The following is a 27,000-nucleotide window of genomic DNA, read 5'->3' as shown; positions in this document are numbered from 1 at the left end:
TCAAAATAAAATCGTATTTATTTTAATCAAAAAAAAAAATGTAACCATGAAAAAATTTTACCTCTATTTAATACTGCTGGCTTCTCCAATTATAGCATTGGGACAAGCAAATCTTATGGAAAAACAGACCAATGAAGGAAATCATCTTTCTGATTCCATTGAACCTATCATTCCTATCTCAAAACAATCTCTATTACGCGATATTGATGTGATTTTTAATTCCAGAATGGCTTACAACAGTTACTTTACTGATGGAAACCACGATATATCGCATTTTAACGTTGATCAGCTAAGATTTGAAGTCAAAGGAAAGATTCATGATAAAGTCTATTTCAGATTTCGAAACCGTTACACCAGAGAGCCAGTTCCAGGAAATCTTGATAATATAAGCCGTGCAGTCGACCTTGCATTTTTACGAATTGATTTATCAAAAAGAACCAATATTTCGTTTGGAAAACTATGTGCAGACTGGGGTGGATACGAGTTTGATTTTAACCCAATCGATATCTTGACTTATAATGATGTTATCGAATATGCAGACAATTTCTTAGTAGGTGCGGGAGTATCGCATACTTTAGAAAACGGAAATCATTCCTTTTCATTTCAGGTACTCAATTCACGAACCAAAACTTATGAGGAACAATATGGAACGACTGCTCCTCCAAATATTAACCCTTCCGAGTTTCCTTTGGCTGCAGTAGCAAACTGGCGAGGGAAATTTTTTGGTGGAAAATTTGAGACGACTTACAGTTATAGTTTTTTTAATGAAGCCCAAGGAGCACATATGAACTACATTGCACTGGGGAATAAATTTACAGCGAATAGATTAGTTGTTTATTATGATTTTCAATATCGCAACGAAGGCCTTGACCGTTTAGGGATTGTGTCCAGTATCATAAGCAGTCAATATCCTTATGCAGCACAAAAAGTAACGTATCTTGAAAACTGGATTAGGGCAGAATATTTGGTGACACCTAAAATTAATTTGTTATTAACCGCAATGAACAGCAATCATTCTTGGAGAGATAATCCTGACCCAAATGCAAATGAGAAACTATCTACCAGTTGGGGATTAATACCAACTATACAATATATGCCTTTTAAAGACTTAAATTTAAAATTTTATCTGGCTTATACTGCCCGAAAATACGACTATACCAGTTATGCTGAATCAGCATTTGGCGTAAAAGACTATACAACAGGTCTTTTGGCGGTTGGATTCATTGCTCCATTATTAGTATTATAACCTATTTTAAAAAGAAAAAAAACCACTCTGCTTAAAAATCAGAGTGGTTTTTTTTCATAAAAATCGAAGAAAGAAAGTATTCAACGGATAGATTAATGCAGCAAAATATTACTATTCATTACTTTAAAAAGCTTACTGCGTCAACCAAATTCTCTTTACTGATAAATGATGCTATATAATCTTGAACCTCATTTTTTATTTCATCTCGAGTTGCAAAAGAGTTTATGTGAAACTCGTCGTCCTGATCTAGAATATGAATTATTTCAGTATAACCTTTAGATATCAAACTACCTTTTAATTTAATAATGTTGAATTGCTGACTTCCGTTTACATCCTTCCTGATTTTTAGTTTAATAGCTCGTTCCATGGTAATATTTTTATTTCATAATTACTATAGCTTGGGTTCCCTAAATATAATATTTTTATCAATAGAACATAACCTTAGTAACACAAAATATAAATCATTAACACCTATTTATCAATAAAACAATTTTTAAACTTTTGCGGGAAGGTTTTATTTATAATTACTAAAATTTTAATATAATTATCGTAGATATTCTTTTGGCAAGATCTAAGAACTTGAGAAAATCTATAGGAGCGACTTCATTATTTATACTATTTCGGAAAATTTAACGCCATCCCAGCTCTGGGGCAATGTATTTTAGTATAGAAGAAAGTATATGTACATTATAATCAACACCTAATGTGTTAGGTATTGTAAGCAACAATGTATCAGCTTCTTGAATAGCTTCATCCTCTGCTAACTCCTTAATTAGTTTTTCTGGCTCTGCAGCATAACTCTTTCCGAAGATGGCTCGTTTATCACTTTCAATATTACCAAAACTATCCGATCCTTTCCCTTGATCACCAAAATAGTATTTGTCCTGATCTGATACCAGTGCAAAAATAGAACGGCTAACTGAAACTCTTGGTTCTCGTGTATGTCCTGCTTTTTTCCAAGCTTCCTTATATAATCTGATTTGTTCTGCTTGCTGAATATGAAAAGGTTTGCCATTTTCGTCATACTTCAGCGTAGAACTTTGCAAATGCATTCCGTTTTCGGCTGCCCAGACTGCAGTAGCATTAGATGCAGCTCCCCACCAAATCCTTTCTCGTAATCCTTCGGAATATGGTTCAAGACGCAACAAACCAGGCGGATTTGGAAACATTGGATACGGATTTGGCTCAGCAAATCCCTCTCCCTTAAGCTTATCCAAAAATTCTAAAGCTTTTTTACGTCCCATATCAGCATCCGTTTCTCCTTCTAAGGGTTCATAACCAAAAGAGCGCCAACCGTCAATAACCTGTTCCGGCGATCCTCTGCTTATTCCTAATTGTAAACGTCCTTCCGAAATTAAATCAGCAGAACTGGCATCTTCTACCATGTATAATGGGTTCTCATATCGCATATCGATTACTCCTGTCCCAATTTCAATTTTGCTCGTTTTAGCACCGATAGCGGCAAGTAACGGAAATGGTGATGCGAGCTGTCGTGCAAAATGATGAACCCGAAAATAAGCGCCATCCACACCTATTTCCTCTGCGGCAACAGCCAAATCGATAGACTGAAGAAGTGTATCACTTGCTGTACGAGCTTTATAGGAAGGATGATTGGCCCAATGCCCAAATGATAAAAATCCAATTTTTTTCATAAATCGCATTATTAATATTACACTATCAAATATAAGAATGATTATTGAAGGAATGCATAATCCCAATATAGAAAGTGTTTAACTTCCTTGTCTTTTGATCGAAAATAGATGAAAAAAAATCCCTAAACAAAGGGAAAACAAGGAAATACTTTTTGCTTCAGAATGCTGGAATCTGATTAATTTAAGACTGCCTCGGCATCATTTATTAATCTATTGGAAGAAGATTCACGAATAATAAGCTCTGATTTTAATATACATTTACTCGTTGATTCCAATACATCTTTGTGCTTTAAAAGCTGGAGCATAATTTCCATCAATTTAGAGCAGATTTTTTCCAAAGGTTGCGAAACACAGCTGATGGAGACAGGTAATAATTTAAACATTTCATGATCGTCAAAAGAAATAATTCCAATTCTATCAATTAAGTTATTGTTATATTCTTTAAAAGCCTCTAATCCGATTTGTGCTAAATAATTTGTAGCAAAAAAAACTGCATCAACTTCTGGATTTTCAATTAAAAATTGTTTTATGTATTGTTTTCCGTTTTCCATCTCATGATAGGAAATAAACTGCGTATTTGCTTTCAAGCCAAAATCGGAAACTGCTTTTTTATATCCTGACAAACGATCCATCATCTGAGTTTGATTGGACAATGTAGTTATAAAACCAATATTTTTAAACTGATTCTTTATTAAATGAAGTGTGGCATCATAAGCTGCCTGTTTATTATTTGTGGTAACGGCATTGCATTCTAAATCATCAAAAAAACGATCTAGCAAAACAACTGGAATATTCTGTTTTATGAGGTTTTCAATGGTATCTTGTATTCCTGGAGAAGGAACAATAATAAATCCGTCAACCTGACGATGATTAAATAACTCTATTAGTTCACGTGACTTTTGATCATTATTATCATTACTGCAAAATAGCACTCTATATCCCTCTTTGGCTATCATATCTTCAAAAATCCGAGTCAATTTACAAAAGAAGCTATTCGAGATATCTTCAACCATGAAAACAAGGATCTTAGATTTTCCTGTTCTCAAACTTTGGGCAATTTGATTGGGTTTATAATTCACTAACTCGGCATAATCTAAAACCTTTTTTGTCAGTTCCTTAGAAATATGTTTTTCCTTTGACTTGCCATTGAGTACAAATGAAACTGTAGTAATTGAAATTTTCAGTTCATTGGCAATATTTCTAATTGTAACGGTCTTTTTTTTCATCTGAAAATTATATTAAAAAATCATGCTTTTCTAAAACCAATGCACTATCTAGTCAGCAATTATGTCTTTCTGGATACACATTGGTCTCTGAAAACTACAAAATAAAATTACCAAAAACATAAAAACTGGCGGCTGTAGATCTTACAGCCGCAGCTTTAAGTATCATGATTAAAACCTAGGTTTTAATTGAATTATTTAAAAAAATTACACTAAGGTTTCAATATAAATAAGAGAAACCTTTTTAGTAATCAAAACGTTTAAAAGCTTCGATTGCTTCATATTCTGCAAGACCTAATTCATCATACAGAATGGCTGTGTTTTTATTTCGGTCTTCTGCCCTAACCCAGAATTCTCTTGAATCATTTCCTTGGAACATAACTCGGTCTTTTTGAGACTGGTGATACAAGATTGCATGGCGTTTCAGCAATACTTCTGACGGAGAAAGCGGAACGGCCATATCAATTTCGTGGATATCCCATTCGTGCCAAGCGCCTCGGTAAAGCCACAACCAGCAGTCATTCATGTATTTTTCTGGCTTCAATTCTTTCATTGCTGCAAAAATCGCGTTCAGACATACTTCATGCGTTCCATGCGGATCTGCCAGATCTCCGGCCGCAAAAACCTGATGCGGTTTTATTTTGGCAATAATATCTTTTACAATCGCAATATCTTCTGGTCCTAGCGGATTCTTTTTGACCTGTCCTGTTTCATAAAACGGAAGATCCAAAAAGTGGGTATTCTCATCTTTCAGTCCGATGTATCTTGTTGCGGCATACGATTCTCTTCTTCTGATCAATCCTTTCAGTTTTCTCACTTCCAAAGAATCGATCTGATTTTCAGACTTGCTGTTCAAAAACTCGATAACCGATTTGAAGTTGATGTCTTTTGGAAGATTATCTCCAACAAAATCGTTGCACACTTCAGCAAATTTCAGTGCTTCATCGTCTGTAACGGCAATATTTCCAGAGGTTTGATATACAACATGTACATCATGTCCTTGTTTGATCAATTTTGAAAAAGTTCCTCCCATCGAAATCACGTCATCATCTGGATGCGGACTGAAAAGGATCACTCGTTTTTTAGCCGGATTGGCTCTTTCCGGACGATGCGAATCATCTGTATTCGGTTTTCCTCCAGGCCATCCCGTAATGGTATGCTGCAGAACGTTGAACATATTGATGTTCAAATCGTAGGCAGAACCTTCCTGCGCCAAAAGATCTGACATTCCGTTGTTGTTGTAGTCACGGTCTGTCAATTTCAATATCGACTGTTTCGTTTTTTGGCACAGCCAAACAATCGCTTTGCTTTTTAATTCCTGAGTCCAGATGCATTCCCCCACCAGCCAAGGCGTTTTGAAACGCGTCAACTCTGATGCTGCAGACTGGTCCAATACAAAAGTTGCATTTGGATGATTCTGCAGAAATGTAGCAGGAACTTCAGAGCTGATATCGCCTTGAATCGTTCTTTTGATGATATCGGCTTTGTTTTGTCCCCAAGCCATCAATACGATTCGCTTTGATCTCATAATGGTCGAAACTCCCATTGTAATCGCACGCTTCGGCACATTGTCAATACCATTGAAATCAGATGAAGCATCGACTCTGGTGATATGATCCAACGTGATGATTCGAGTTCCAGAATTGATGTGCGATCCAGGTTCGTTGAAACCAACGTGTCCCGTACGCCCGATTCCTAACAACTGAAAATCAAGTCCGCCGGCTTGCTTAATTTTCAATTCATAATCAATACAGTATTGATTTAAATCTTCCAAAACAATTGTTCCGTCAGGGATATTTACATTTTCAGGCTTAATATCAATATGGTTAAAAAGATGCTGGTGCATGAAGTAATGATAGCTTTGACGACTTTCTTTAGTCATTGGATAATATTCGTCCAAGTTGAAAGTGATTACGTTGGTAAAGCTCAATCCATCTTCTTTATGCATTCTCACTAGTTCCTCATATACTTTAATAGGAGAAGAACCTGTTGCCAAACCCAACACACAAGATTTGTTTTTTTCTTGCTTAGATCTAATTAGCTGCGCGATTTCCTGCGCTACAATTACTGATGCTTCGGCAGAACTTTTGAAGATTTCGTTATGGATTTTTTCAAATCTGGTTTCTTCAAATTGCCCAGGACTTTTGTAAGCGATATTTAAGATGTTTTTCATCTGAATTTTATTAAAAGTTAGTCTCTTACTTTTCTTTTTTTTTTAAAACTCGAAGATTATTTCTAGTCAAAAAAAGAACTCTTAAAAGAGAAATATTTAAAGCAAATATAAAAATATTTTATTAACATAAATCATATTATTAAAATATTTTAATAAATAAAATAATAAAAAATGGTACTGTATTTTTTCAGTTTTACTGTACCATTAATTAAGTTTATTGCAGTTTAGATTAACTGCAAAATGTTATGCTTTTTCTGAATAATCAAGATCGGTAAAAAAGGTTTCTTTTAATCTTGAAAGGGCAAACAGCGAAATGATTGATAAAACTGCACCAACTAGCATTCCTGATTTTAAAATATCTCCCATAAAAACAGAATCCCTTACATAGGAATAAGCCAAAATTATTAACGGAAGCGAACCGCGTACAAAATTTGGTGCTGTCGTTGTTACTGTAGCACGAATATTGGTCCCGAATTGTTCTGCTGCTATGGTTACAAATAATACCCAATATCCAACCGAAACTCCCATCAATAAACACAAGAAATAGAATAAATTCGTAGAGATATTAGATGTATTTAAATAAACAAAAACCATTACAAGATTGAATGCTAAAAACCAGTACATCACTTTTTTTCTACTCTTCAGCCACTGGCTTAATAATCCGCTTGCAATATCTCCTACAACTAAACCAGAATAACAAAAAGCAATTGCTTTTCCAGCTTCGATTGTTTCTGCCTGCTGAATTCCCAATGCTTTGGCAAATTCAGGAGAAAATGTGATTAAAACACCTACCAAAAACCAAAGTGGCATGCCAATTAAGATACAATTTAGGTATTTCAAGAATCTCTTTTTATTGGTAAACAAAGATAAAAAATCGCCTTTTTTCTCGTTATTTTCCTGTACCTTTTTAAAGATTCCAGACTCAGTTATACTGATTCTTAAAAACAATAATAAGATTCCTAAAATTCCCCCAGCATAATAACACAAACGCCAATCCTGAAAAATTTCATAAACTAAATACGCAGCTACTGCTCCAGAAACTCCTACAGAAGCCACAATCATAGTTCCATAACCGCGCTTTTCTTTTGGTAGCGATTCGGCAACTAATGTAATTCCGGCTCCGAGTTCTCCAGCTAGACCAATTCCTGCAATTAATCTCCAAAAAGCATATCCATCAACAGTTGTTACCATTCCGTTTGCAATATTTGCCACAGAATAAATTAAGATCGATCCGAATAAAACAGATATTCTTCCTTTTTTATCTCCCAAAATTCCCCATAAAATACCGCCAAAGAGCATTCCGAACATCTGCATGCTAATCAAATATTCGCCCTGATCCCTGATAGCATCACCAATAATTCCTAAATCTTTTAAACTATCGGTTCGGACAATTCCGAATAATAAAAGGTCGTATATATCTACAAAATACCCCAATGCAGCAACAATAACGGCTGCATTTAGGATTGATTTTGAGTCTTTTGTTTTTAATGCTGAAAAAAGTTTCATAAAATAATAATTGTGGTTTTGTTGATAGCTAGTTTAAATAAATTATTAATGCGCAATCCAGATATCTTCGATTTCTTCCAGCGATTTTCCAGTGGTTTCTGGAACAAAAAAATACGTAATTAAAAGATAGGGAATGCACATTACTGCAAAAATCCAGAAAGAAATTGCCGGACTCAAAGATTCTAAAAGTACAGGCGTTAACTGGCCTATTAAATAAGAGCCTATCCAAAGTGAAAAACCAGCCATAGACATTGCCAGACCACGCACTTTTACTGGATACATTTCTGAAATCAAAACCCAGATTACCACGCATATTGAAATGGCACAAAAGAATATATATCCGATGATCAAATACAATAAAATTGATGGATTATTTACCGCCAAAGAGAAGTAAAATCCAATAGCAATGAGCATTACAAACATTCCTGTTACGCCAATATAAACCAATTTTTTTCGTCCGATTTTGTCTACCAGATACATTCCCAAAATCGTAGAAAGCACATTTACAACACCAATCACAATTTGAAAATCTAAAGATCCCTGTGATGCCATTCCTGCTTCTTTAAAAATAATTGGGCCGTAGTAGAAGATAACATTTACCCCCATAAACTGCCCTAAAATAGCAAGACTCATTCCGATAAACAAAGCTGTTCGATACCCTTTTTGAAAAAGAATTCTCCAATCTGATTTTTCTTTATTCAGCAATGATGTTTTTATATTTTCAATCTGAATCAAAGCTTCACTTTCGCCAAATAACCGTGTTAATGTTTTTTCTGCAGCAATGATATTGTTTTTAGAGATCTGCCATCTTGGACTTTCTGGAATAAAAAAGATGATAATAAAGAAAAGAAAAGAGGGAACAGCGCACAATCCTAACATTCCTCTCCAATGTTCATCCTGAAAAATAAATTGCAGCAATTGAGAGTCAAAATGACCTGTATTTGCCCACTGCAAAACTTGTGCGTTAGCAAAGTACGAAGCAACAATTCCAACGGTAATTGCTAATTGATAAAGCGTTACTAAAGTTCCTCTAAAGCGGGCCGGCGACACTTCTGAAATATATAATGGAGACACAATTGAAGCTACTCCAATACCCATTCCCCCAAGAATTCTGCACCAAATCAAGACTTCAAAACTCGTTACAAACATGCATCCCAAAGCTGAAATAGTAAAAAGTGTCGCGGCTAAAAGCATGGTCCATTTACGACCTAAAATATCTGATATTTTACCTGCAAAAGCGACTCCAACTATAGAGCCAATTAATGCACAGCCAACATACCAGCCTGTTGCTATATTATTTAAAGCAAACTGTTTGGATACCTGCTCAATAGTACCAGATATGACGGCAACATCATATCCGAAAAGAAATCCTCCTATTGCGCCGATAACCGACAGAAAAATTACATATTTTATATTTTCTTTTTGATTCATTAGTTTTTTGGTTAATTAGTTAAAATGCTTTTTTATTTGATATCAAAATACTCTTTGTATCTGTCATACAAATGTCCCGCTTGCAAATAAGCAGATTGCGGACTCATAAAGTGCGAAAACTCGAACGTAATTCCTTTTTGGAAACCGGCTCTTTTTGCCGCTTCAAGTTTAAGACGCAGTTTCTCAAATTTGATTGGGAAAAATTTGATTGGCATGTCTCTGTCAAAAGTTTCTGCATTTGTCCAGCATTCTAAACCGTATTTATCTCCTAATTTTTTGTTTACCGAAAAGAAAGCATCTAATTCATCATAATCAATATGTCCGTCTTGAAAAGCACAGGCATCTACCGCACCTTTGATTCCGTCAAAAATTTCACCCCATTCTTTCTCATGTTCCTGAACAGAAACGGCATCGGCTTTAGAAAGTGTTCCTGAAGCTGCCATAACTGCTTTTTTTCCGTCAATCCAAGGTGACATAAAAGTTGGCAAACCACCCGAAACATCTTTACACAATTGGCCTAAAGTTCTAAAAGACTCTATAGCGCCTTTTGTTTTTCGGCTTATTTCTCCACTTAAGTACCAACCGGCAAAGCTTTTATAGTGTCCGTATTTTTTCCAAACTTCCTCGATTACAAATTTGTTTGACTCTATTTCGACCGTCATATCTCCCGTATCCCAATAAACACCAGAATCATACAATCCGAAATAAAACTTCATTTTATATTTATCTGCCAATCTTAAATACATATCTAACAAATCGACACCTGGTTTATAGCAGCCTTTTTTTATTAAATAATCTGAGGGATATGTAATGAATTTTCGGTATCCACAACGAATCATAATTACAGTATCAATTCCAATCGCTTTCATGTGAGCAAAATCCTGATCCCATTCTTTTTCTCCCCAGTTTTGATGCGGAATATCATGTGATATTTCATCTAAAAAAGTACCTGTTATTTTTAGTGCATTCCCTTTCGGAACCAATAAATCTGGTTTTATATCTGTTATTATTTGTGGTCGTTCATTAATTTCAATTGATTTGCTACTTTCAAAAGAACTCAATAAAGGAATGCTCATTGCAGATGCAGCACCCAACCCTAATTTGTTCAAAAAATCTCTTCTACTTTTCATGTTTTATTATATTCGGTTTGTTTTTAGCGTTGTTTGTTTTTTTTACCATTAAGACATTAAAAAATTAAGCATTGGCAACTTAATCTAACTTGAAAAGAAAATTAAGAAAGATTAAGATTGGTTACTTAATAAACTTAATGCCTTAATGGTTTAAAGAAATAGAAACTATTTTGATCCAAATATATCAATAGCTTCTTTACTGTCATCACTTCCAGTTATTTTAAAATTACTTTTTTCCGGACATTCCATTGAAGTAAATCTTTTTGAATGCATTGGCACTTTAGTTATTTGTGAATTAATCTTTCGAAACAAATAAGCATCAAGCCATTTTGCACCAATTACTTTTGCTGAAGTTGGCTGCACTGGTTTTCCTTCATTCGAAACCTGATCAATTGCATTTACTCGTTTGTACACGGCCATAAATTGTTCTTGATACCCATCTGCCTCAAAAATCTCTTCATATTTTTTACCCGCTCCTTCAACAGTAAATTTTAGTTTTTTATCCGCAATTAATTCAAGACTGATCGAAATTGTTTCTCCAGGATACCAATAATATTCTTTGCTCGCTGGCGCATTTTTGTATGCTGAAGTTTGTCCTGATTTATGATCTGTACGTCGCAAAAAAGGACGAAAAGCTTTGTGTTCCTTACTAACAGTGCCGTCTTCCTCGCGAATAACTTCCCAAGTCATTCCGATATCTGTTTCCTGACCGTCTGATGTTCCTCCCAAATACACCGAAGCATTATCTAAATAAGCGCCTGGTTTTTTAGGATTTGTACGTGTCTGATCGTATATTATAGTTGGCAAAACTACCGTTCCTCCTATCCCAAGCCAATAATCTTTACTTGAAACTGCTTTTCTGTAATAAGCACCAGCAAAACAATCTGCTGTTGCAGGCGGTAAAATTTCGCCCTCTAATCTAGTTTTAATTTCTTTTTCAGAAACCTTTTTTGATGCTGTTTTTGACTGAGAAAATCCATCTTGGCTTCCTGTAATAAAAAGAAGGAAGAAAAAACCAAACAGATGAATTGAACTATTCTTTTTTTTCATTTTATATTTTATTAATTAATGCTTATTTCATCTACAAACAAAAAAGTCGGCTGACCTGCAGAGTAATGCCACTCTGGGATTTTCTCAAAAATTGGCGCGTTGATTTTTACATATCTAGCATCTTGTGTGGCAAAAACAGCTTTTAAATTTATAATTTTTGGGCCATCGTCTTTTTGGGCAATTTTTAAATCTTCGGTATGAACCTGTGTAAAATTTATTCCGTCTTTTGAAATAAAAACTTGAAATTGTCTTGGACCAAAAATCCAGTCGTTTGGAGAGGTAAATGTATTCAAGCTGACTTCTTTTATTTGCTGTACCGATTTTAAATCTATAATTGCTTCAAAATCTTCTTTGTAAAGGGCTATCCAGTCTCCAGTACTAAAGGCAATTGTACCCGTTCTTCCATCAACCAATGTTTTCCCACCATTAAAACGATAACGGTCAACAGGCTCATTTTTTAATACAATTGGTTTTGAAGTTGCTTTGTTGAAATCAAACTTTTTAGTAAAAACTTTACTCTTATAATTTTCTGAAATAACTGCCGCTTTTACCGTTACAGAACCTGTGATAATTATACTTTCTTTATATTTCTCACTTTTCAATGTTGGTTCTGAACCATCTAGAGTATAATAAATTGGCGATTTACTTGAAGTTTTTAAGTTTAAAATCAATTTACCATTTTCGGTATCTACTTTATATTCTGGAGAAACCTCTAGAATATGTTTCGCATAATTGTACTTTAGTTTATCGTAAATAGTCAAAAAACTAGATAATCGATTCAAAAAATCACCATAACTCTTTTTATTAGCATTTGTCCATACGACTTCGCTTAAAGCTGCAAGTCTAGGCAAAACCATATATTCTGTCTGCTCATCGGTATCAATATATTCTCTCCAAAGATTTGCCTGTGCACCTATAACAAGTTTTCTTTCATTTTCAGTCAATCCGTCTGGAACTGGCTCGAAGGAATAAACACGTTCAATATTTGTAAAACCGCCAATTGCTAATGGCTCTGCAACAGCATCTGTACTTTGGTAATAGTCAAAATAAACATGCGAACTTGGTGTCATAATGGCTTTATGTCCTTGTTTAACAGCTTCTAATCCTGCCTGAGAACTTCTCCAAGACATAATAGTTGCATTTGGGGCAATACCGCCTTCCAGTATTTCGTCCCAACCTATAACTTGTTTTCCTTTTTCATTCAAGAATTTTTCTATTCTAGACATACAATAGCTCTGCAGCTTTTCTTCAGCACTGTGATGACTGTCTTTCTGCAAACCTAATGCAGCAATTTTCGCTTGGCATTTGGGACATTTTTCCCATCTTTTTTTAGGACATTCATCACCTCCAATATGGAAATATTTTGAAGGAAAGAGCGGTATTAATTCACTAAAAACGCCTTCTAAAAAAGTAAACGTCTTTTCATTTCCAAGACAAAGAACATCGTCTGAAACTCCCCATTTTTTGTACACTTCATACCCTTCTCCAATACAGCCCAGTTCTGGATAAGATGCGAGTGCAGCGACCATGTGGCCCGGCAAGTCAATTTCAGGAATAATCGTTATAAAACGTTTCTGTGCATAAGCTACAACTTCTTTAATCTGTTCTTGGGTGTAAAATCCGCCATGTGGTTTTCCGTCATAAACTCCAGCCTGTTTTCCTACTTGAGTTTCAGTTCTTACAGCTCCTACTTGAGTTAATTTTGGGTATTTTTTAATTTCGACACGCCATCCTTGATCGTCAGTCAAATGCCAATGAAAGGTATTTATATTATGAAGAGCCAATAAATCAATATATTTTTTTACAAATTCTACTGATGCAAAATGACGGGCAACATCTAAATGCATTCCACGATAAGCGAATCTTGGGTAATCTGTAATTTCGACAGCTGGAAGTTCAATTTCTGGCTTAGTTTCATTTTCCATCAAAACTTTGCGTAAAAGCTGAATACCATAAAAAGTTCCTGCCCCTGATGCTCCGTTTATAAAGATTTTATTCTGATTTACATTAAAAGCATAAGCTTCAGTATTATTGTTTTTTAGATTGTTTTCTAAAACAATAACATTTTCTTTTACCAAAGAGTTTGTAACCTGAACTTTTATTCCTTTAGCTATTTCAATATATTCTGAAAGAAAAACAGCAATTTGATTTAAGTCGGTATTGTTTTTTGGACAATAAATCTTTGTTTTTGACGAAAGGACAAATGGTTTTCCTGAAGCTGAATTTATATTTTGCGCTAATGGAATTGTTCTGTAAAAATCATCTTTTGAGTTTTGCCCCAAAACTGATAAACATAAAAACAAAAAGACTAAGCAAATTATATGTTTTTTCATGATTTGATTTTTGAAGTTACTTTTCGAATTATACACTTATTTCTTAGCCTTGTCTGTCATTTTAAAAACTAATTCTCCTCCATAAGCAATTTGATTATGACTGAAGAAAAGCGAATCCAATTTTTTCCCATTCAAAGAAACCGATTCAATATATTTATTTGACGCGCTGTTATTTATCGTTTTGATAATTAAATTTTTACCATTTTCAAGTTCAATGGTCGCTTTATCAAAAAGTGGTCTTGACAGCGTATAAGTTGGATTTCCTGGAGCAACCTGATAAAAACCAAGTGAACTTAATATATACCACGCCGACATTTGGCCGCAGTCTTCATTACCGCTTAAACCATCAGGTGCATTTCGATATTGTTCGCGCATAATTTTGTCTGCGAGCTCCTGCGTTTTATATCCTTTATCCAAAAAATTATAAAAATAAATAATGTGATGGCTAGGTTCGTTGCCATGCGCGTATTGACCAATTAATCCCGAAATATCTGCAGATGCTTCTGTACCTTCTACTTTTGCAGTAGTATTAAAAAGAGCATCTAGATTTTTCTCAAAAGCTTGTTTTCCGCCCATCAAATCTATTAATCCTGGAACATCTTGAGGCACAAACCATGTCCATTGCCAAGCATTTCCTTCGCAATAAGGACTATTCATGTGGTCTGAAAAAGAAGGATTAAATGGTCCAATAAATTTTCCGTTGCTGTCTAAAGCTCTCATGAAACCCGTTTCTTTATCAAAATATTTTTTATATCTCAAACCTCTTTCTGTAAGGAAATTATAGTCTTCTGTTTTTCCCATGTCTTTGGCAACCTGCGCCAACGCCCAATCGTTATAAGCATATTCTAAACCTCTAGATGTAGCAAAAATTACATCTTTATCAGCTGGAATAAAACCCATTTCCTGATTGTATTTTTTGCCTTTTGTCATCAGCCATTCCCAAATTGCAGGATGATTTACTTTGATTCCGGTTGTATCATATGGAACTGACCTCATCATTGCTTTGTAAGCCAACTCTGTGTCATACCCTCTAATATTCTTGGTATAAGCATCTGCAATTAAAGAGGTAGCGTGCGCGCCAATCATGGTGCCTGTATAGTTGGCCGCCAAATCCCACATTGGCAATAAACCTCCTTGTTGATATTTAAGCAAAAGCGAATTGATAAATTCATTTGTTTTTGATGGAAAAACCAAATCTACTAATGGCATTTGAGCCCTGTAAGTATCCCAAAGTGAAAATACCGTATAATAAGTTCCTGATTTTAAAGTGTGAATTTTTAAGTCCTGTCCACGATATCTTTTATCAACATCTGAATACGTTGAGGGATGGATAAAAGCATGATATAAACCCGTATAGAAAATTACTTTTTCGTTTTGAGAACCTCCTTCAACTTTTATTTTCTCTAATTGTTTTTCCCAAGCGTTTTCAGCTGCTTTTTTTACTTTTCCGAAATTCCAATCTGAGATTTCTGCATTTAAATTTTGAACTGCTCCTTTGTCATCTACAGGTGAAATCCCAACTTTCACCTTTACTGTTTTTGGGTTTTCAAAATAAAGCACTGCTTTTACGTTTTCATCTTTTAATAGTTTTCCGTCAACTGCCTGATTATTTTTATACAATTGCACGGTAAAAGGTTTATCGAATTTGGCATAGAAGTAAACATAATCTCTTTTAGACCAACCTTCGGTTAAACGCATACCTCTTATTTCGGTATTGCTTAGAATTTCAATAGAAGATTCAAGTACTTTTTGATTGTTTAAATTATGATGAAGATCAATTATAATTCCTGATTCCTTAGACGGAAACTCATACTGATGAAATCCAGCACGCGTTGTAGCCGTTAAAGAAGCTTTAATTCCGTTATCAAAAAGAATACTATAAAAACCGGCTGAAGCATTTTCATTTTTATGCGAAAAATTAAGTGGATAATATTCTTGAAGATTATTGTTCCCCATTTTTAATTTTCCTGAAAAAGGCGTAAAAAGAACATCGGCAAAATCAGTCATTCCTGTTCCGCTTAAATGACGATGCGAAAATCCAAGAATACTGTTATCAGCTGTATAATAACCTCCGCATGCATCCCAGCCTTGCGTTCTAGTGTCCGGACTCAGCTGCACCATTCCAAAAGGAAGAACTGCACCTGGAAAAGTATGACCGTGACCGCCTGTTCCAATAAATGGGTTAATATACTGTGACAATTTTTGATTAGCATTTTGCGAGGCAATTCCAAATGAAAATGCAATAAAAAAAATCAATAAAAATATTCTTCTCATTAGTTATCGTTAAAACAAAATTAAAATGACTGTATTTTAGACAAAATCAGAATTAGTACAAAGTCTAACTCCTTACTCAATTACTATTATAAAAAATTATTATGGAGTTCCCATAATATCGATTGACTCCGAATCATCTGTTTCAATTTTTGCGACAGAAAAATTAGCAGCACTTGGACATCTCATATCTGTATAACGTTTAGTGTTCATAGGAACTTCATAAATTTTTCCTTCAACTTTTCTAAACAAAACTACTTTATTCCATTTTGCGCCTATCACCTTTGCTTTTGTGGCCTGAACAGGTTTTCCTTCATTCGCAACCTGATCAATGGCATTAACGCGTTTAAAAACCGCTTTGAAACTAGGTTGATATCCAGCAGCATCAAATTCTTCCTCATAATGTTTACCAGCTCCATCAACTATAAAAAGAATTTTTTTAGGATTAATGACTTGGACACTCATTGTTACTGTTTCACCAGGATACCAATAATATCTTTTTTCAGCAGGTGCATTTTTATATAAAGCAGCTTCCTCAGACTTATAAGCAGTTCTTCTCAAAAATGGTCTGAAGGCTTTTCTGTCTGGACTCACAACACCATTATCATCTTTAATTACTTCCCATGTAAGTCCGATATCAGTTTCCTGTCCGTCTGAAGTACCTCCAAGATAAATAGATGCATTATCTAAATATTGAGCTGGTTTTGCTGGATTAACTCTGTTAGGATCATCTATAAGCGTAGGAACAACAAATGTACCTTTAATTCCAAGCCAGTAATCTTGGCTTGACATTGCTTTTCGATAAAATGCTCCCTGAAAACAAGGACTTGTTGCAGCAGGCAGTACTTCGTCAATAAATCCCGTTTGAATCTGCTCCTCTAAAGTTTTTTTCTTTACTGGCTGAACTGGTTCTGAATTTTCACTTGAGCAGGATATATAAGCAATACTCGACAATATAACTGCAGCAGTAAAAAACGACTTTAAAATATAATTTCTTTTCATATCATTCTATTTTTTTGGATATGTTTTAGTAAAATATTCTGAGTTGAACTTTAATCCTTCAAAAAAGAAGAATACTTCACCGCTTACACCATTATTTCGGTTCTCATTTACCATCTGTTCTACAAATTGATTTGTGGCATTGTAAGTTCCAGATTGAATTAAAACTCCCGCATATAACTTTGAAAGATCTGCAGTGTTCTTAACATATCGCACTTGATCTTTTAACGTCTGTGTATATGCTGTTAAATCGTAACGGTAAATCTGCGGAATTACATAATCACAATATTTTTTATCCAACCATGTTGGCCAGTCCTGAAGATAATTTTCCTTAGCCCAAGGATGCACACTTGGAGCCATTGAAACTGTTACATTCGGTTTAACCGCTTTTACCGCTTTGTATAAATCTCCTAAAAAATCTGTTAGTTTATTTGTTCTCCAATCTATCCAGACAGCATCCTTTTCATTAACTGGAGGCGCTGTTCCTTTTTCTGTTTTGTACAATTTAGCGGTGTAGTCATCATACCCTCCTCCAATTGGCATCGCCGGCAATCTGTCATCACCCTGAATTCCGTCTACATCATATTTTTTAACAACCTCCAAAATAAGAGATTTCATGAAATTCTGTACTTCAGGATTGATACCATTCATCCATTCAAATCCATTACTTGAAGTTAAAAGAGCACCATTTTTATCTTTGGCTGCCCACGAAGGATATTTTGCGATGATGTCTCCTCCTTGCTTACTATTGGAAGCAGCAAATCCGTATTCAAACCACGCATGTACTTTAATCCCTTCTTTATGAGCTTCAGTAATCATTTCTAATAAAGGATCACGACCTTCATAACCTTCCATAATTGGTTTTCCAAACTCAGTATTCATAACTGCGCTCGGATATAATGTTCTTCCCTTATTCCAAACCACCGTAAAAATATCAGTAATGCCAGATAGTTTACAAATTCTAACGGTTTCTTTAATGTTTGCAACTGAGCTAAGTGCTGGAGAAGCAACATTTGTTACCCAAACACCTTTTATTCCTTTTCCAATAGTAGGTTTTGTTATGGGTTGTACTGGCGCATAATCATTACTTGAACAAGCGACAACTAATGCACTTAAAAAAATTAAAAATTTTCTCATAATATATTTCAAAATATTTAATGATTGCTCACTCGAATAACAAATACTTTATATCTCTTGTAAAGAAAAATGAGAGATGAAATTATTGATGCTCAAGATCCTTATCAAACATTATAAATATTAAAAAGAGGCTGTTATTGATATACAGCCTCTTTAAAATAAATGATTTTTAGAAACCTAAATTATATACTGCCAGCTTATAGTTGGTAGCAAGGAAAGCAACGTGAAGCTTACCGTTAATTACCGCAAAATCAGCATCCAAAGTTTTATTACCATTAGCAAATGCAGTAGGCGCAACAATATTAACAATTGGATTATCTAATGCATATTGTGAAGAATCGGTAATGTCGAATATTCTGAATATTGCTTTATTGTCTCCAGGAACAATAACTACAGCCAAATACTTACGCCCTTTGTAAGTGAAAACTCTACCATCTGAAGTTGGCATTCCATTTACTTTTGCGCTTTCTACCATTGAACTGCTCAACAAGTTTATTCCGTTAAAGTTAGTTCCAACTGTGATACCAACAAATCCAGCATCGTTTGGCTCTATACTATAATAATTACCAGTTCCAGTATAATTATAAGCTTTGACTGCAGGTGTTGGATTTAAAACACCTCCGGTTACAGTCCATACAAGTACATCCGTTTTTCCAGACATACCTACAGTAATTACCGCATCTCCATCTAAAGATCCTGAGATATTAATTCCGGCCGCTCTTGGTCCGTAAGTCAGTCCAAGTGAAGCACCCGTATAGTTGATATAGGCTTGTGGAGCAGTATCATCTTTAGAATTCCATTTTAAAATTTTCAGAGCAGTAGCAGTCGTAGCACCAGCTCCTAATTGGACACCAAGAATTTTTCCGTTTGCATCAGTAGCTATTTTACGAATACCAGTTACTGCACCATTGTCAAAATTTGTTCCTGTTTTAGATAACCCATTTAAATAAGTACCATTTAAATCATAGGCATTAATACCATAAACCAAAGGTCCAGTAGCCATAGAATGCGAAGCTACCAATACAGATCCATTTGAAAAGCCAACAGAAGAACCAGCATCAGCTGCCAATTGCAATTGCGCTTGTGTTTTTTCGAAAACTAATGTTGGATCAATAAGCGCATTTTTTACTGTAAACTCGGTTTCAACACCATTTGTTCCTGTAATTTTTACTTTAAATCCTTTTAACATATCAATATTTGTTCCTGTAAAGGCAGGATCAATTATGCATCCAAAACCAGCATTAATCTGTACAGTTGCAGCAGTTAAATTTGTCAATGAAGGCAAAACAGGCTGCACAATATTTTTGGCAGCATCAACAATAATCATTTGAGTGGTGAATATATTATTGATAACCATTGATTGAATTGTAGCAGGCCCCACAGGATCTGATGTAAAAATCACATCGTAATAGTACTTAGTTACACCATCAGCACCTAAGACTTCCATTTTAAAAGGTGGTTTGTTTGGCAAAGAAATTGTATAATCTTTTTTGCTTCCATTTGTGTAATTAGTCATAGTTCCGTTTACCCAAGTGTAGTTGACAGCCAAGTTTGAAACATTTGTACCAACTGGAACTTCTACAATAATTGTCGTTTTTCCAAAATGCACTTTCTCTTGAGGAATTGTCATACCAACCACTTCAAGATAATTCAATTTTGGTGGTGACTGCACAATTAATTTCCATTTTGATACATTTCCATCCTCACCTTTAACAGTAACTTCTACTGGTTTTGTAAAATCATGGGGTGCATTATTTGCAAAATCAGTTAATGATCCATTTGCAACTAAAACTTCGGTTTTAATAGCATTAAGGGGAAGTCCTGGTTGCAAAACCACTTTCACTTCATTTGAGCCATTATTTGTATTTGTGTACAATGTCCCATCTAATTTAATAGCGACAATTTTTGCACCTTCAAAAGCACGATCATCCACTTTATCTGCTTCACATGACGAAAAAAGCAGTAATCCTACAAACAAGCATAATAATATGCTTATTCTATTTTTTATTTTTAAAATCATAATTAATTAATTTTATTATTATTTATAATCCTTTGATTTGATCTAAAAATTCAGGCCATTTAATATAACATAAATCAAAAATCATAAGACCCGAAGAATTTTTAAATGCTGACTTAATTGCAATTCTTCTTTCAGTATCATTCAAATCTGGCAAACTTAATGAAGCAGATACTGGAATTTTACCATCTACTAAAATGTTTCCTAACGTAACATATTTTGCTATTTCCTTATCTGTCTTATAGTAAGTGCCAATCATTATAAAATCTAAATTATCCAAATAGCTTGTTTTTGAATATTCAGCAGAATAGAATTTTGACTCAGGAAATCCCAATATTGGATTATAATTAAACGTACTGCTAGCCCAGTTTACACCATTTTGATAATAGGTTTCATACCAAGAACCAACATACGCTGCCAACTGAAGATTTGGTTTTGTAGAAGCTTTATATTCATTAACCATCTTTCTTACTTTGAAAGCAAATTCTTTGATAACGGTACTTCTAAAAGTGATCCAATCTATAAAATATTTGCCCTCTACCATCTTCCCTTCGCTATCGATACTAAAGGCATCTTTTGGGAAATTATCAAGCTGTTTGCCTTTTTGTTTAAGATATTCCGCAAATTTATTTTTTGACAATTCACTAAAATCAGCATAAAAATTATCAAAACGAGTTCTGTCTAAAACAATGCCGTCTATTGCATAATTTTCTAAAACTTCCTTTACACGCAAAAGCTGAAAATCAACCACTTGAGGATTTGCTGGATTAACGAAAGCCAATGCTAATCGTTTCCCTTCTTTTGCTTCCTGACCTACTTTAGATTCTGAGATTTTTAAAATTTGACCTTTATCCTCTGGACGTTGAACCATTTCCTCCCATTCAGGATGTTGCTTTAAAACAGCATAATCTTGTGTTGTTACATTTCCTTCAGTAAAAAAATTGAAACTCACAAAAATCTTAAATCCGCCTTTCTTAGCTCCATCGGTCAATTCGCCAAGCAAATCAAAACCATCCTCTGCAATCTTTTTATCCGGATTTGAAGTACTTGTAAAATAAGGAGTATGCGACAAATTGTTTTTTCTGTATGAGACATAACCTTCTGGCCCTTTTACATCTAAAACCAAATGTGTGAATCCAGCAATTTTAGCATTTTTCAACATCGAATCAACAGCTGTACGATTAGTCAGCACTTTTGCATTAGGGAATTGTTCAATCCATAATACTTTAATTTTTGACTCGGCTACTTCTTTTTCTTTACAAAAAACAACTAAATGTTCCTCACTTATTTTTTTCGAATTATCCAAAAGAGCAATATTGATGTAATTAACTCCTTTTTTCAGTTTGCAATTTAGAGCCAACTTATTTTGAATACTCTTTTGTACATTCTGATCAGAAATAACAATCTCGTAATTATGACCTGGACTCTTATTAATAAGTTCACAATTCACAAGAAATTGTTTTTCAAAAACAGTTGTAAACTTATCGCGATCAATTTTGAGCACTGCAGCCTGAAGATTTAAAATTTCTTTTAGAGTCGAAATATTACCATTTTTTCTAAGTTTGACAACATCGTTCTTTTTAAAATTACTTTTGAAAAATGCCTCTGCTGCTGCATTTTTTGATGCTTGGACAGCGACCAAATAATTACCGTCTGTTATTTTAGAGTAATCTATTTGTTGATTAGAAAAAACATCAATCACGAGATTGTTTTTGCTAATTAAAACTCCCGTTATAGGAGATTCTAATTTTGAATTTGTCGTTTTAATGAAAACTTTATCATTAAACTGATTTATGCTTTCCACACCCAATTCATTCCCTCGTACAACCAACGTAGGATCAGCGCTTGCAGCCTCAAGAGTAATTTTATCAGATTGAGCTAAAAGCCCAACCTGATAAAGTAGAAAAAATAAATAAATCAAAAATTTACTATTCTTTACTATGCTTCTTGTTTTATAATTATTGTCCATATCCATCATTTTGATTTAGCCACGGAGCTTTATTTCTTTCAACCTGTGGTATTGGCCATAAATAATATCTGTCTTTCCAGTTATTTGGTCTGTCAGCATCTCTTTGACGCAATTTTGAACCGTATGCTGCATACAAAGCCAAATCGTTTAAATCTCTGGCAGAACCAGCCGCTCCATAAGAAGGAACCATATCTGGTGTTACTTGAGTATAACCGTCAGGATACGTATTAGTTGCGGCATTTACACCCGTTGCTATTGGGAATCCGTATGTTTTTTCGGCATTCTCTAAAGCTCCGGTTCTCCAACGTCTCATATCAAAAAAGTGCAAACCGGTTTCTCTTGCAAATTCTACTTTACGCTCTCTGCGCACCAATTGTCTAAGTTTAGCAGGATCTACTGATGTTGTTCCTGGCATATTTACTCTGCTTCTTACTTCATTGATAGCACTAAGAACGGAGCCATCTATCTGGTTTAACTCGATTTTTGCTTCGGCATATATTAATAAAATTTCAGCATAACGCATCATCAATATATTATAAGAAGGTTCCGATACAATTTCATCATTAAAATAATTGTATTTTCTCCACAAGTATCCTACACCACTTTGAATGTAACCATATTGCGCTACAGATCCAGTATAATCAAGATTTGAAATTGATGTTGAATTACCCGCAGCATCAAATGACAAAGTTGTCGGTTTATACAATTCCATCACAATATTAAGTTTCACACCACCATTATTAGCAATAATTCTGTCTTTGTGTGTGTATATTGTAAGTTTTAAACGAGGATCTCTATTTGCAAATGGGTTTTTAGGATCGTATCCTGAACCTGGCTCGTCAATTCTTTTTCCGTTAGCCATTTCATAAGTATCAACTAATAACTGAGTTGGGAATCTTCCTGATTGTCCGCCAACAGTTCTAGCCATTTCTCCGAATGATTGATAATGTGTCTTTTTAGATGACTGATCTGAGTAGGCAAGAGCAAATATGTTTTCCTTTTTTGCTGCACCAGTAAGTTGCCCGGCTCTTGTAAATAAATCATCAAAATTTGGATCCAATGCTCTGCCCGATTCTGCCATAATACGTTTTGCTGTTTGCGCGGCAATATCAAAATAAACAGCTGCTTTGGCTGGATCTTTTACTCCTTTCTCACCATAACCTTCTTTACACCAAGATCCTGCATACAATGCCATTCTTGCTTTTAGACCTAAAGCGTATGATCTGTCAATTCTTCCAAATTCTGTTGCTTGCCATGGCAATTGTTTACTAGCATCTTCTAAATCATTCAATAAATAATCAACAATTTCTGTCCAAGGTGTTCTGGCAATTGCCTTCTGTTCTTCCGCAGTTACCGATTTGGTAAAAAACGGTACATCTCCGTACAAAGCTGTCAAATAATGATAGTGCGTCGCTCTAATGACCTTAATCTCTGCAAGATATTGTTTTCCTTTATCGCTTAATTCACTCAAGTAAGGTTGTGAACCTTCTAAAACAGTGTTGGCTCTTGCAACTCCTTTATAAAAATTTGCCCATTGTGCTTCGACCATAAAATTATTTTCGAGCGCAACATTGTTCACTCCAATAGCATTATTATCGGCACGTTCAATACCCATTGGGGTGTACATATCATATAAAGTAAAAAAAGGCAACTGGCTTGTCTCCATGTACAAACTCTGGTAAGCACCATTGGTTCCTTGTTTTATAGCGGCTTCATTGTTGTAAAAGTTAGATGATAAATAATCACTTAAAGGTTCTTTGTCAATATAATCATCACAAGATCCAAACCCTATAACAAGGGCTAATCCTAATATTGTTTTTTTGATTAAATTCATTTTGTTAAAATTTTAAATTAGCACCAAATGTTATAGTCTGCATAATTGGATAGAATTCACCACCCAAACTTCCTCCATAATTTACCTCAGGATCATATCCAGCGTAAAAATGACTTAATGTCCATAAATTTTGTCCACTTACATAAAAACGAACATTATCAATTTTTGTCTTAGTCAAAAATGATTTTGGCAAGCTATATCCAATCACAATATTTTTTAATCTTAGATATGCTCCATTTTTCACCCATTTGTCAGATGTAACAAAGTTATCTGCAGAGTTAGCTTCTGGAACTAAAATAGGATATTCTGCATCTTGGTTATCCGGTGTCCAAGAATCCAATTGGTGTGTAAATAAGTTAGATCCGTTAAAAAATGGTCTAACTCCAATACCACTCATAACAACCTTTCTTTCTCCAACTCCCTGCCAAAAGCAAGTAAAATCAAAATTTTTGTAGCTTGCAGTCAAGTTTACGCTATACTCATAATGTGGAAAAGGATCTCCTAAGTATACTTTATCATTCTCTGTAATTTGATTTGGATTCAAACCACTCGGATCCATTTTTACATATTTAACGTATCCAGGTTTTGCTGCACTTGACAATTTTGGTGAATTGGCGACGTCAGCTGCATCAACATAATATCCATCTGTTTTGTAACCCCAGATTCCACCATTTGGATATCCAACCGTTACTGATCTATCTGAGTTTGGACCATATAGTTTAGTAATCTCATTTTCGTTATTACTAAGTGCTGCTGTAATGCTGTAGTTAAATTCTCCTACATTGCTTTTATATGAAATAGTTGTTTCCCAACCTTTGTTTTGCATGTCTCCTGCATTACTGTATGTTGCGTTAAGTCCAACATAATAAGGTACTGGATAAACCATAAGCATATCATAAATATCTTTTATGTAATAATCAAAAGTTGCTGAAAGTTTTCTTTTGAAGAAAGTCGCATCTAAACCAAAATTGGTTTGTCTTGATTTTTCCCAAGTTATATTTGGATTCGATAGTGCTGTTTGTGCAACACCTTGTGCCAATTGTTTGTCAATCCAGTAGCTATAACCAGCCTGAATCGTTGATGCATAAGGATAATTTCCAATGTCCTGATTTCCTAAAGTTCCTACAGAAGCTCTTAATTTAAAATCACTTACATAATCTAAAATAGGTTCCATGAATTTTTCTTTACTTATAATCCATCCCGCTGAAAAAGACGGGAAGAAACCCCATTTTTTGCCTTCTACAAAACGAGAAGAACCATCATAACGTCCGCTGACTTCGAATAAATATTTGCTATTATAATTGTAGTTAAATCTTCCATAGAAAGATGACATTGCCCATTCTGATGCTCCTCCCGTTGCTGATGCCGTAGCACCGTCTCCGTTTACTAAATAATATCTTTCAAGATCAAAACCATTTTTGCTTGCGCTAAAATCCCTTGCTTCGTTATTTTCGCTTTGCGTACCCACCATTAATTTAGTTTCGTGCTCACCAAAATTTTTAGCATACGAAGCCTGAGCTCTAAAATAGTTTCTGAAGTTCTCATTGTATAGTTCTGTTACTCCGTCTCTACCTGGATAATAACCTTGCACGACACCTTTCAAAGAAGTTAAATATGGTGTAGTAATATAAGTTGCTCTAGCCTCTGTTTTTCTATAGCTGTATTGGCCTAAAATTTCTAAGTCTTTTACTGGTGTTGCAATCAAAGTTGCATTCAATAATATTTCTGGTCTTTCTACTGTGTTTCGTCCAGAAGCTTCGGCATTAGCTACCGGATTATCACCATTTTTTCCATATCCCCAATTACCATCTAACTCTCTAACTGCCGAAAGCGTTGGCAACATATATAATGATTTATTGATAATCCCTTTTGGTGATGAAATCCCAGGAGTTACCTGCGTTGAAGTTCTATATGAAATCTCATTGTTTAATTTTAACCAGCTATTAATATTAGCATCAGTATTTAATCTAACATTGATACGTTTATAATTGTTATTCTCGATTAAACCGCCTTGATTAAGAGATGTTAAAGCTCCAAAATATTTTATATCCTTAGCACCGCCAGATAAAGTAACGTTGTTGTTTGTCATCAAGGCACTGTTTTTTACAGTAGCCTCTTTCCAATCTGTATCATATCTGTTCCAATTGTCTGGTTTATAAGCTCTTTGATCTGCAATCATTTGTTCTCTTGCCGCTCTTTGATCTGCAGGAATTACAATACCTGCATTGTCAAAAGAATTTAATTCAGACTGAAGATAATCTGCTGCTTTTACAACCTTTGGCATATTAGTAGGTGTCTGAATCGTTGTGTACGAATCAAGAAGTACTTTCATTTTTCCTTCTTTACCTCTTTTTGTAGTAATAAGAATAACTCCATTTGAAGCTCTTGAACCGTAGATAGAAGCTGAAGCCGCATCTTTTAATACCGAAACAGATTCAACTGTGTTCATATCAACTTGATTCATATCCATTTCAATACCATCTACTAAAACTAGCGGATACGTATTTGAATTTACAGAACCAATACCTCTAATACGAATGTTAGCTCCATCTGAACCGGGTTCTCCTGAAGTTTGTTGTACTGTTACCCCAGCAATTTGCCCCTGCAAAGCTGTAGACATAGATGCAACAGCTCTTTTATTAAGGTCAGCACCTTTAACAATTCCAAGGGCACCTGTTATGGTTTCTTTTTTCTGAGTACCATAACCAACAACTACAACCTCCTGCATTTGATTTGCAATTGCCTGCATTTTTACCTTTACAGTTGTTTTTCCTGTTATATCAACAGTAATATCTTTGTGCCCCATGTAGCTGACAATGATCGCATTTTTGCCCGAAGGCACTGTAATTTGAAAATTTCCGTCAAAATCTGTAGAAGTTGCTTCTTTCGATCCTTCGACAACAATGTTAGCCCCAATTAATGGCATACCGTCTGGGTCAACAACTGATCCTTTTAATTGTTTTGATTGCGCCTGTATCGCTACTGAGGACAAACAAAACAGTAAAAAAAATATCATTTTTTTCATAGTT

At 34.7% G+C, this 27,000-nt stretch carries 17 protein-coding genes; 1 reads left to right on the top strand and 16 read right to left on the bottom strand.

Annotated features, from left to right (window positions below):
• Positions 1-46 precede the first annotated feature (46 nt).
• Positions 47-1,246 (top strand): porin, encoded by a 1,200-nt coding sequence (locus tag EV145_RS17625; RefSeq protein ID WP_133526507.1) that lies wholly within the window; start codon positions 47-49, stop codon positions 1,244-1,246.
• 118 nt (positions 1,247-1,364) lie between these two features.
• Here EV145_RS17625 and EV145_RS17620 read toward each other — a convergent pair whose 3' ends face one another.
• The 16 genes from EV145_RS17620 to EV145_RS17545 form a co-directional block, all read right to left on the bottom strand.
• A complete protein-coding gene (locus tag EV145_RS17620) occupies positions 1,365-1,613 on the bottom strand; it encodes a hypothetical protein (RefSeq protein WP_133526506.1) in 249 nt (82 codons plus the stop codon).
• A gap of 262 nt (positions 1,614-1,875) precedes the next feature.
• The gene (locus EV145_RS17615; protein WP_243739282.1) at positions 1,876-2,907 is read right to left on the bottom strand and encodes an LLM class flavin-dependent oxidoreductase; all 1,032 of its coding nucleotides are present in this window, start codon (positions 2,905-2,907) and stop codon (positions 1,876-1,878) included.
• A 167-nt stretch (positions 2,908-3,074) separates the two neighbouring features.
• A complete protein-coding gene (locus EV145_RS17610; protein WP_133526505.1) occupies positions 3,075-4,124 on the bottom strand; it encodes a LacI family DNA-binding transcriptional regulator in 1,050 nt (349 codons plus the stop codon).
• A 241-nt stretch (positions 4,125-4,365) separates the two neighbouring features.
• Complete coding sequence (gene nagB / locus EV145_RS17605) at positions 4,366-6,294, bottom strand: glucosamine-6-phosphate deaminase (RefSeq protein ID WP_133526504.1); 1,929 nt, start codon at positions 6,292-6,294, stop codon at positions 4,366-4,368.
• 243 nt (positions 6,295-6,537) lie between these two features.
• On the bottom strand, positions 6,538-7,800 hold the full coding sequence (locus EV145_RS17600; RefSeq protein ID WP_133526503.1) for an MFS transporter: 1,263 nt from the start codon (positions 7,798-7,800) through the stop codon (positions 6,538-6,540).
• A 45-nt stretch (positions 7,801-7,845) separates the two neighbouring features.
• Complete coding sequence (locus EV145_RS17595) at positions 7,846-9,231, bottom strand: sugar porter family MFS transporter (RefSeq protein ID WP_133526502.1); 1,386 nt, start codon at positions 9,229-9,231, stop codon at positions 7,846-7,848.
• Positions 9,232-9,263: 32 nt separating this feature from the next.
• Positions 9,264-10,361, bottom strand: a complete 1,098-nt coding sequence (locus EV145_RS17590) for a DUF4434 domain-containing protein (RefSeq protein WP_133526501.1) — start codon at positions 10,359-10,361, stop codon at positions 9,264-9,266.
• A 165-nt stretch (positions 10,362-10,526) separates the two neighbouring features.
• Entirely contained in the window at positions 10,527-11,411 is an 885-nt protein-coding gene (locus tag EV145_RS17585; RefSeq protein WP_208110913.1) for a hypothetical protein, read from the bottom strand.
• A gap of 11 nt (positions 11,412-11,422) precedes the next feature.
• Positions 11,423-13,744, bottom strand: a complete 2,322-nt coding sequence (locus EV145_RS17580; protein ID WP_133526500.1) for a family 20 glycosylhydrolase — start codon at positions 13,742-13,744, stop codon at positions 11,423-11,425.
• A 36-nt stretch (positions 13,745-13,780) separates the two neighbouring features.
• On the bottom strand, positions 13,781-16,018 hold the full coding sequence (locus EV145_RS17575; RefSeq protein ID WP_133526499.1) for a GH92 family glycosyl hydrolase: 2,238 nt from the start codon (positions 16,016-16,018) through the stop codon (positions 13,781-13,783).
• Positions 16,019-16,117: 99 nt separating this feature from the next.
• A complete protein-coding gene (locus tag EV145_RS17570) occupies positions 16,118-17,017 on the bottom strand; it encodes a hypothetical protein (protein WP_133526498.1) in 900 nt (299 codons plus the stop codon).
• A 6-nt stretch (positions 17,018-17,023) separates the two neighbouring features.
• Complete coding sequence (locus tag EV145_RS17565) at positions 17,024-18,151, bottom strand: glycoside hydrolase family 10 protein (RefSeq protein WP_133526497.1); 1,128 nt, start codon at positions 18,149-18,151, stop codon at positions 17,024-17,026.
• 169 nt (positions 18,152-18,320) lie between these two features.
• Positions 18,321-20,171, bottom strand: coding sequence for a hypothetical protein (locus EV145_RS17560; RefSeq protein ID WP_133526496.1), 1,851 nt, complete (start codon positions 20,169-20,171; stop codon positions 18,321-18,323).
• Between the two features lie 22 nt (positions 20,172-20,193).
• Positions 20,194-22,137, bottom strand: a complete 1,944-nt coding sequence (locus tag EV145_RS17555; RefSeq protein WP_133526495.1) for a family 10 glycosylhydrolase — start codon at positions 22,135-22,137, stop codon at positions 20,194-20,196.
• Entirely contained in the window at positions 22,127-23,971 is a 1,845-nt protein-coding gene (locus tag EV145_RS17550) for a RagB/SusD family nutrient uptake outer membrane protein (protein WP_133526494.1), read from the bottom strand. Before EV145_RS17550 ends, EV145_RS17555 begins: the two co-directional genes overlap by 11 nt.
• Positions 23,972-23,975: 4 nt before the next feature.
• Positions 23,976-26,996: a SusC/RagA family TonB-linked outer membrane protein gene (locus tag EV145_RS17545; RefSeq protein WP_133526493.1), complete on the bottom strand. Its 3,021-nt coding sequence runs from the start codon at positions 26,994-26,996 to the stop codon at positions 23,976-23,978.
• Between the last annotated feature and the right edge of the window lie 4 nt (positions 26,997-27,000).

Origin of the sequence: Flavobacterium sp. 245, assembly GCF_004362055.1 — a bacterium.
GTDB lineage: Bacteria > Bacteroidota > Bacteroidia > Flavobacteriales > Flavobacteriaceae > Flavobacterium.
Note: the sequence above shows the minus strand (reverse complement) of the source record. Positions and strands in the feature narration are given on the sequence as shown.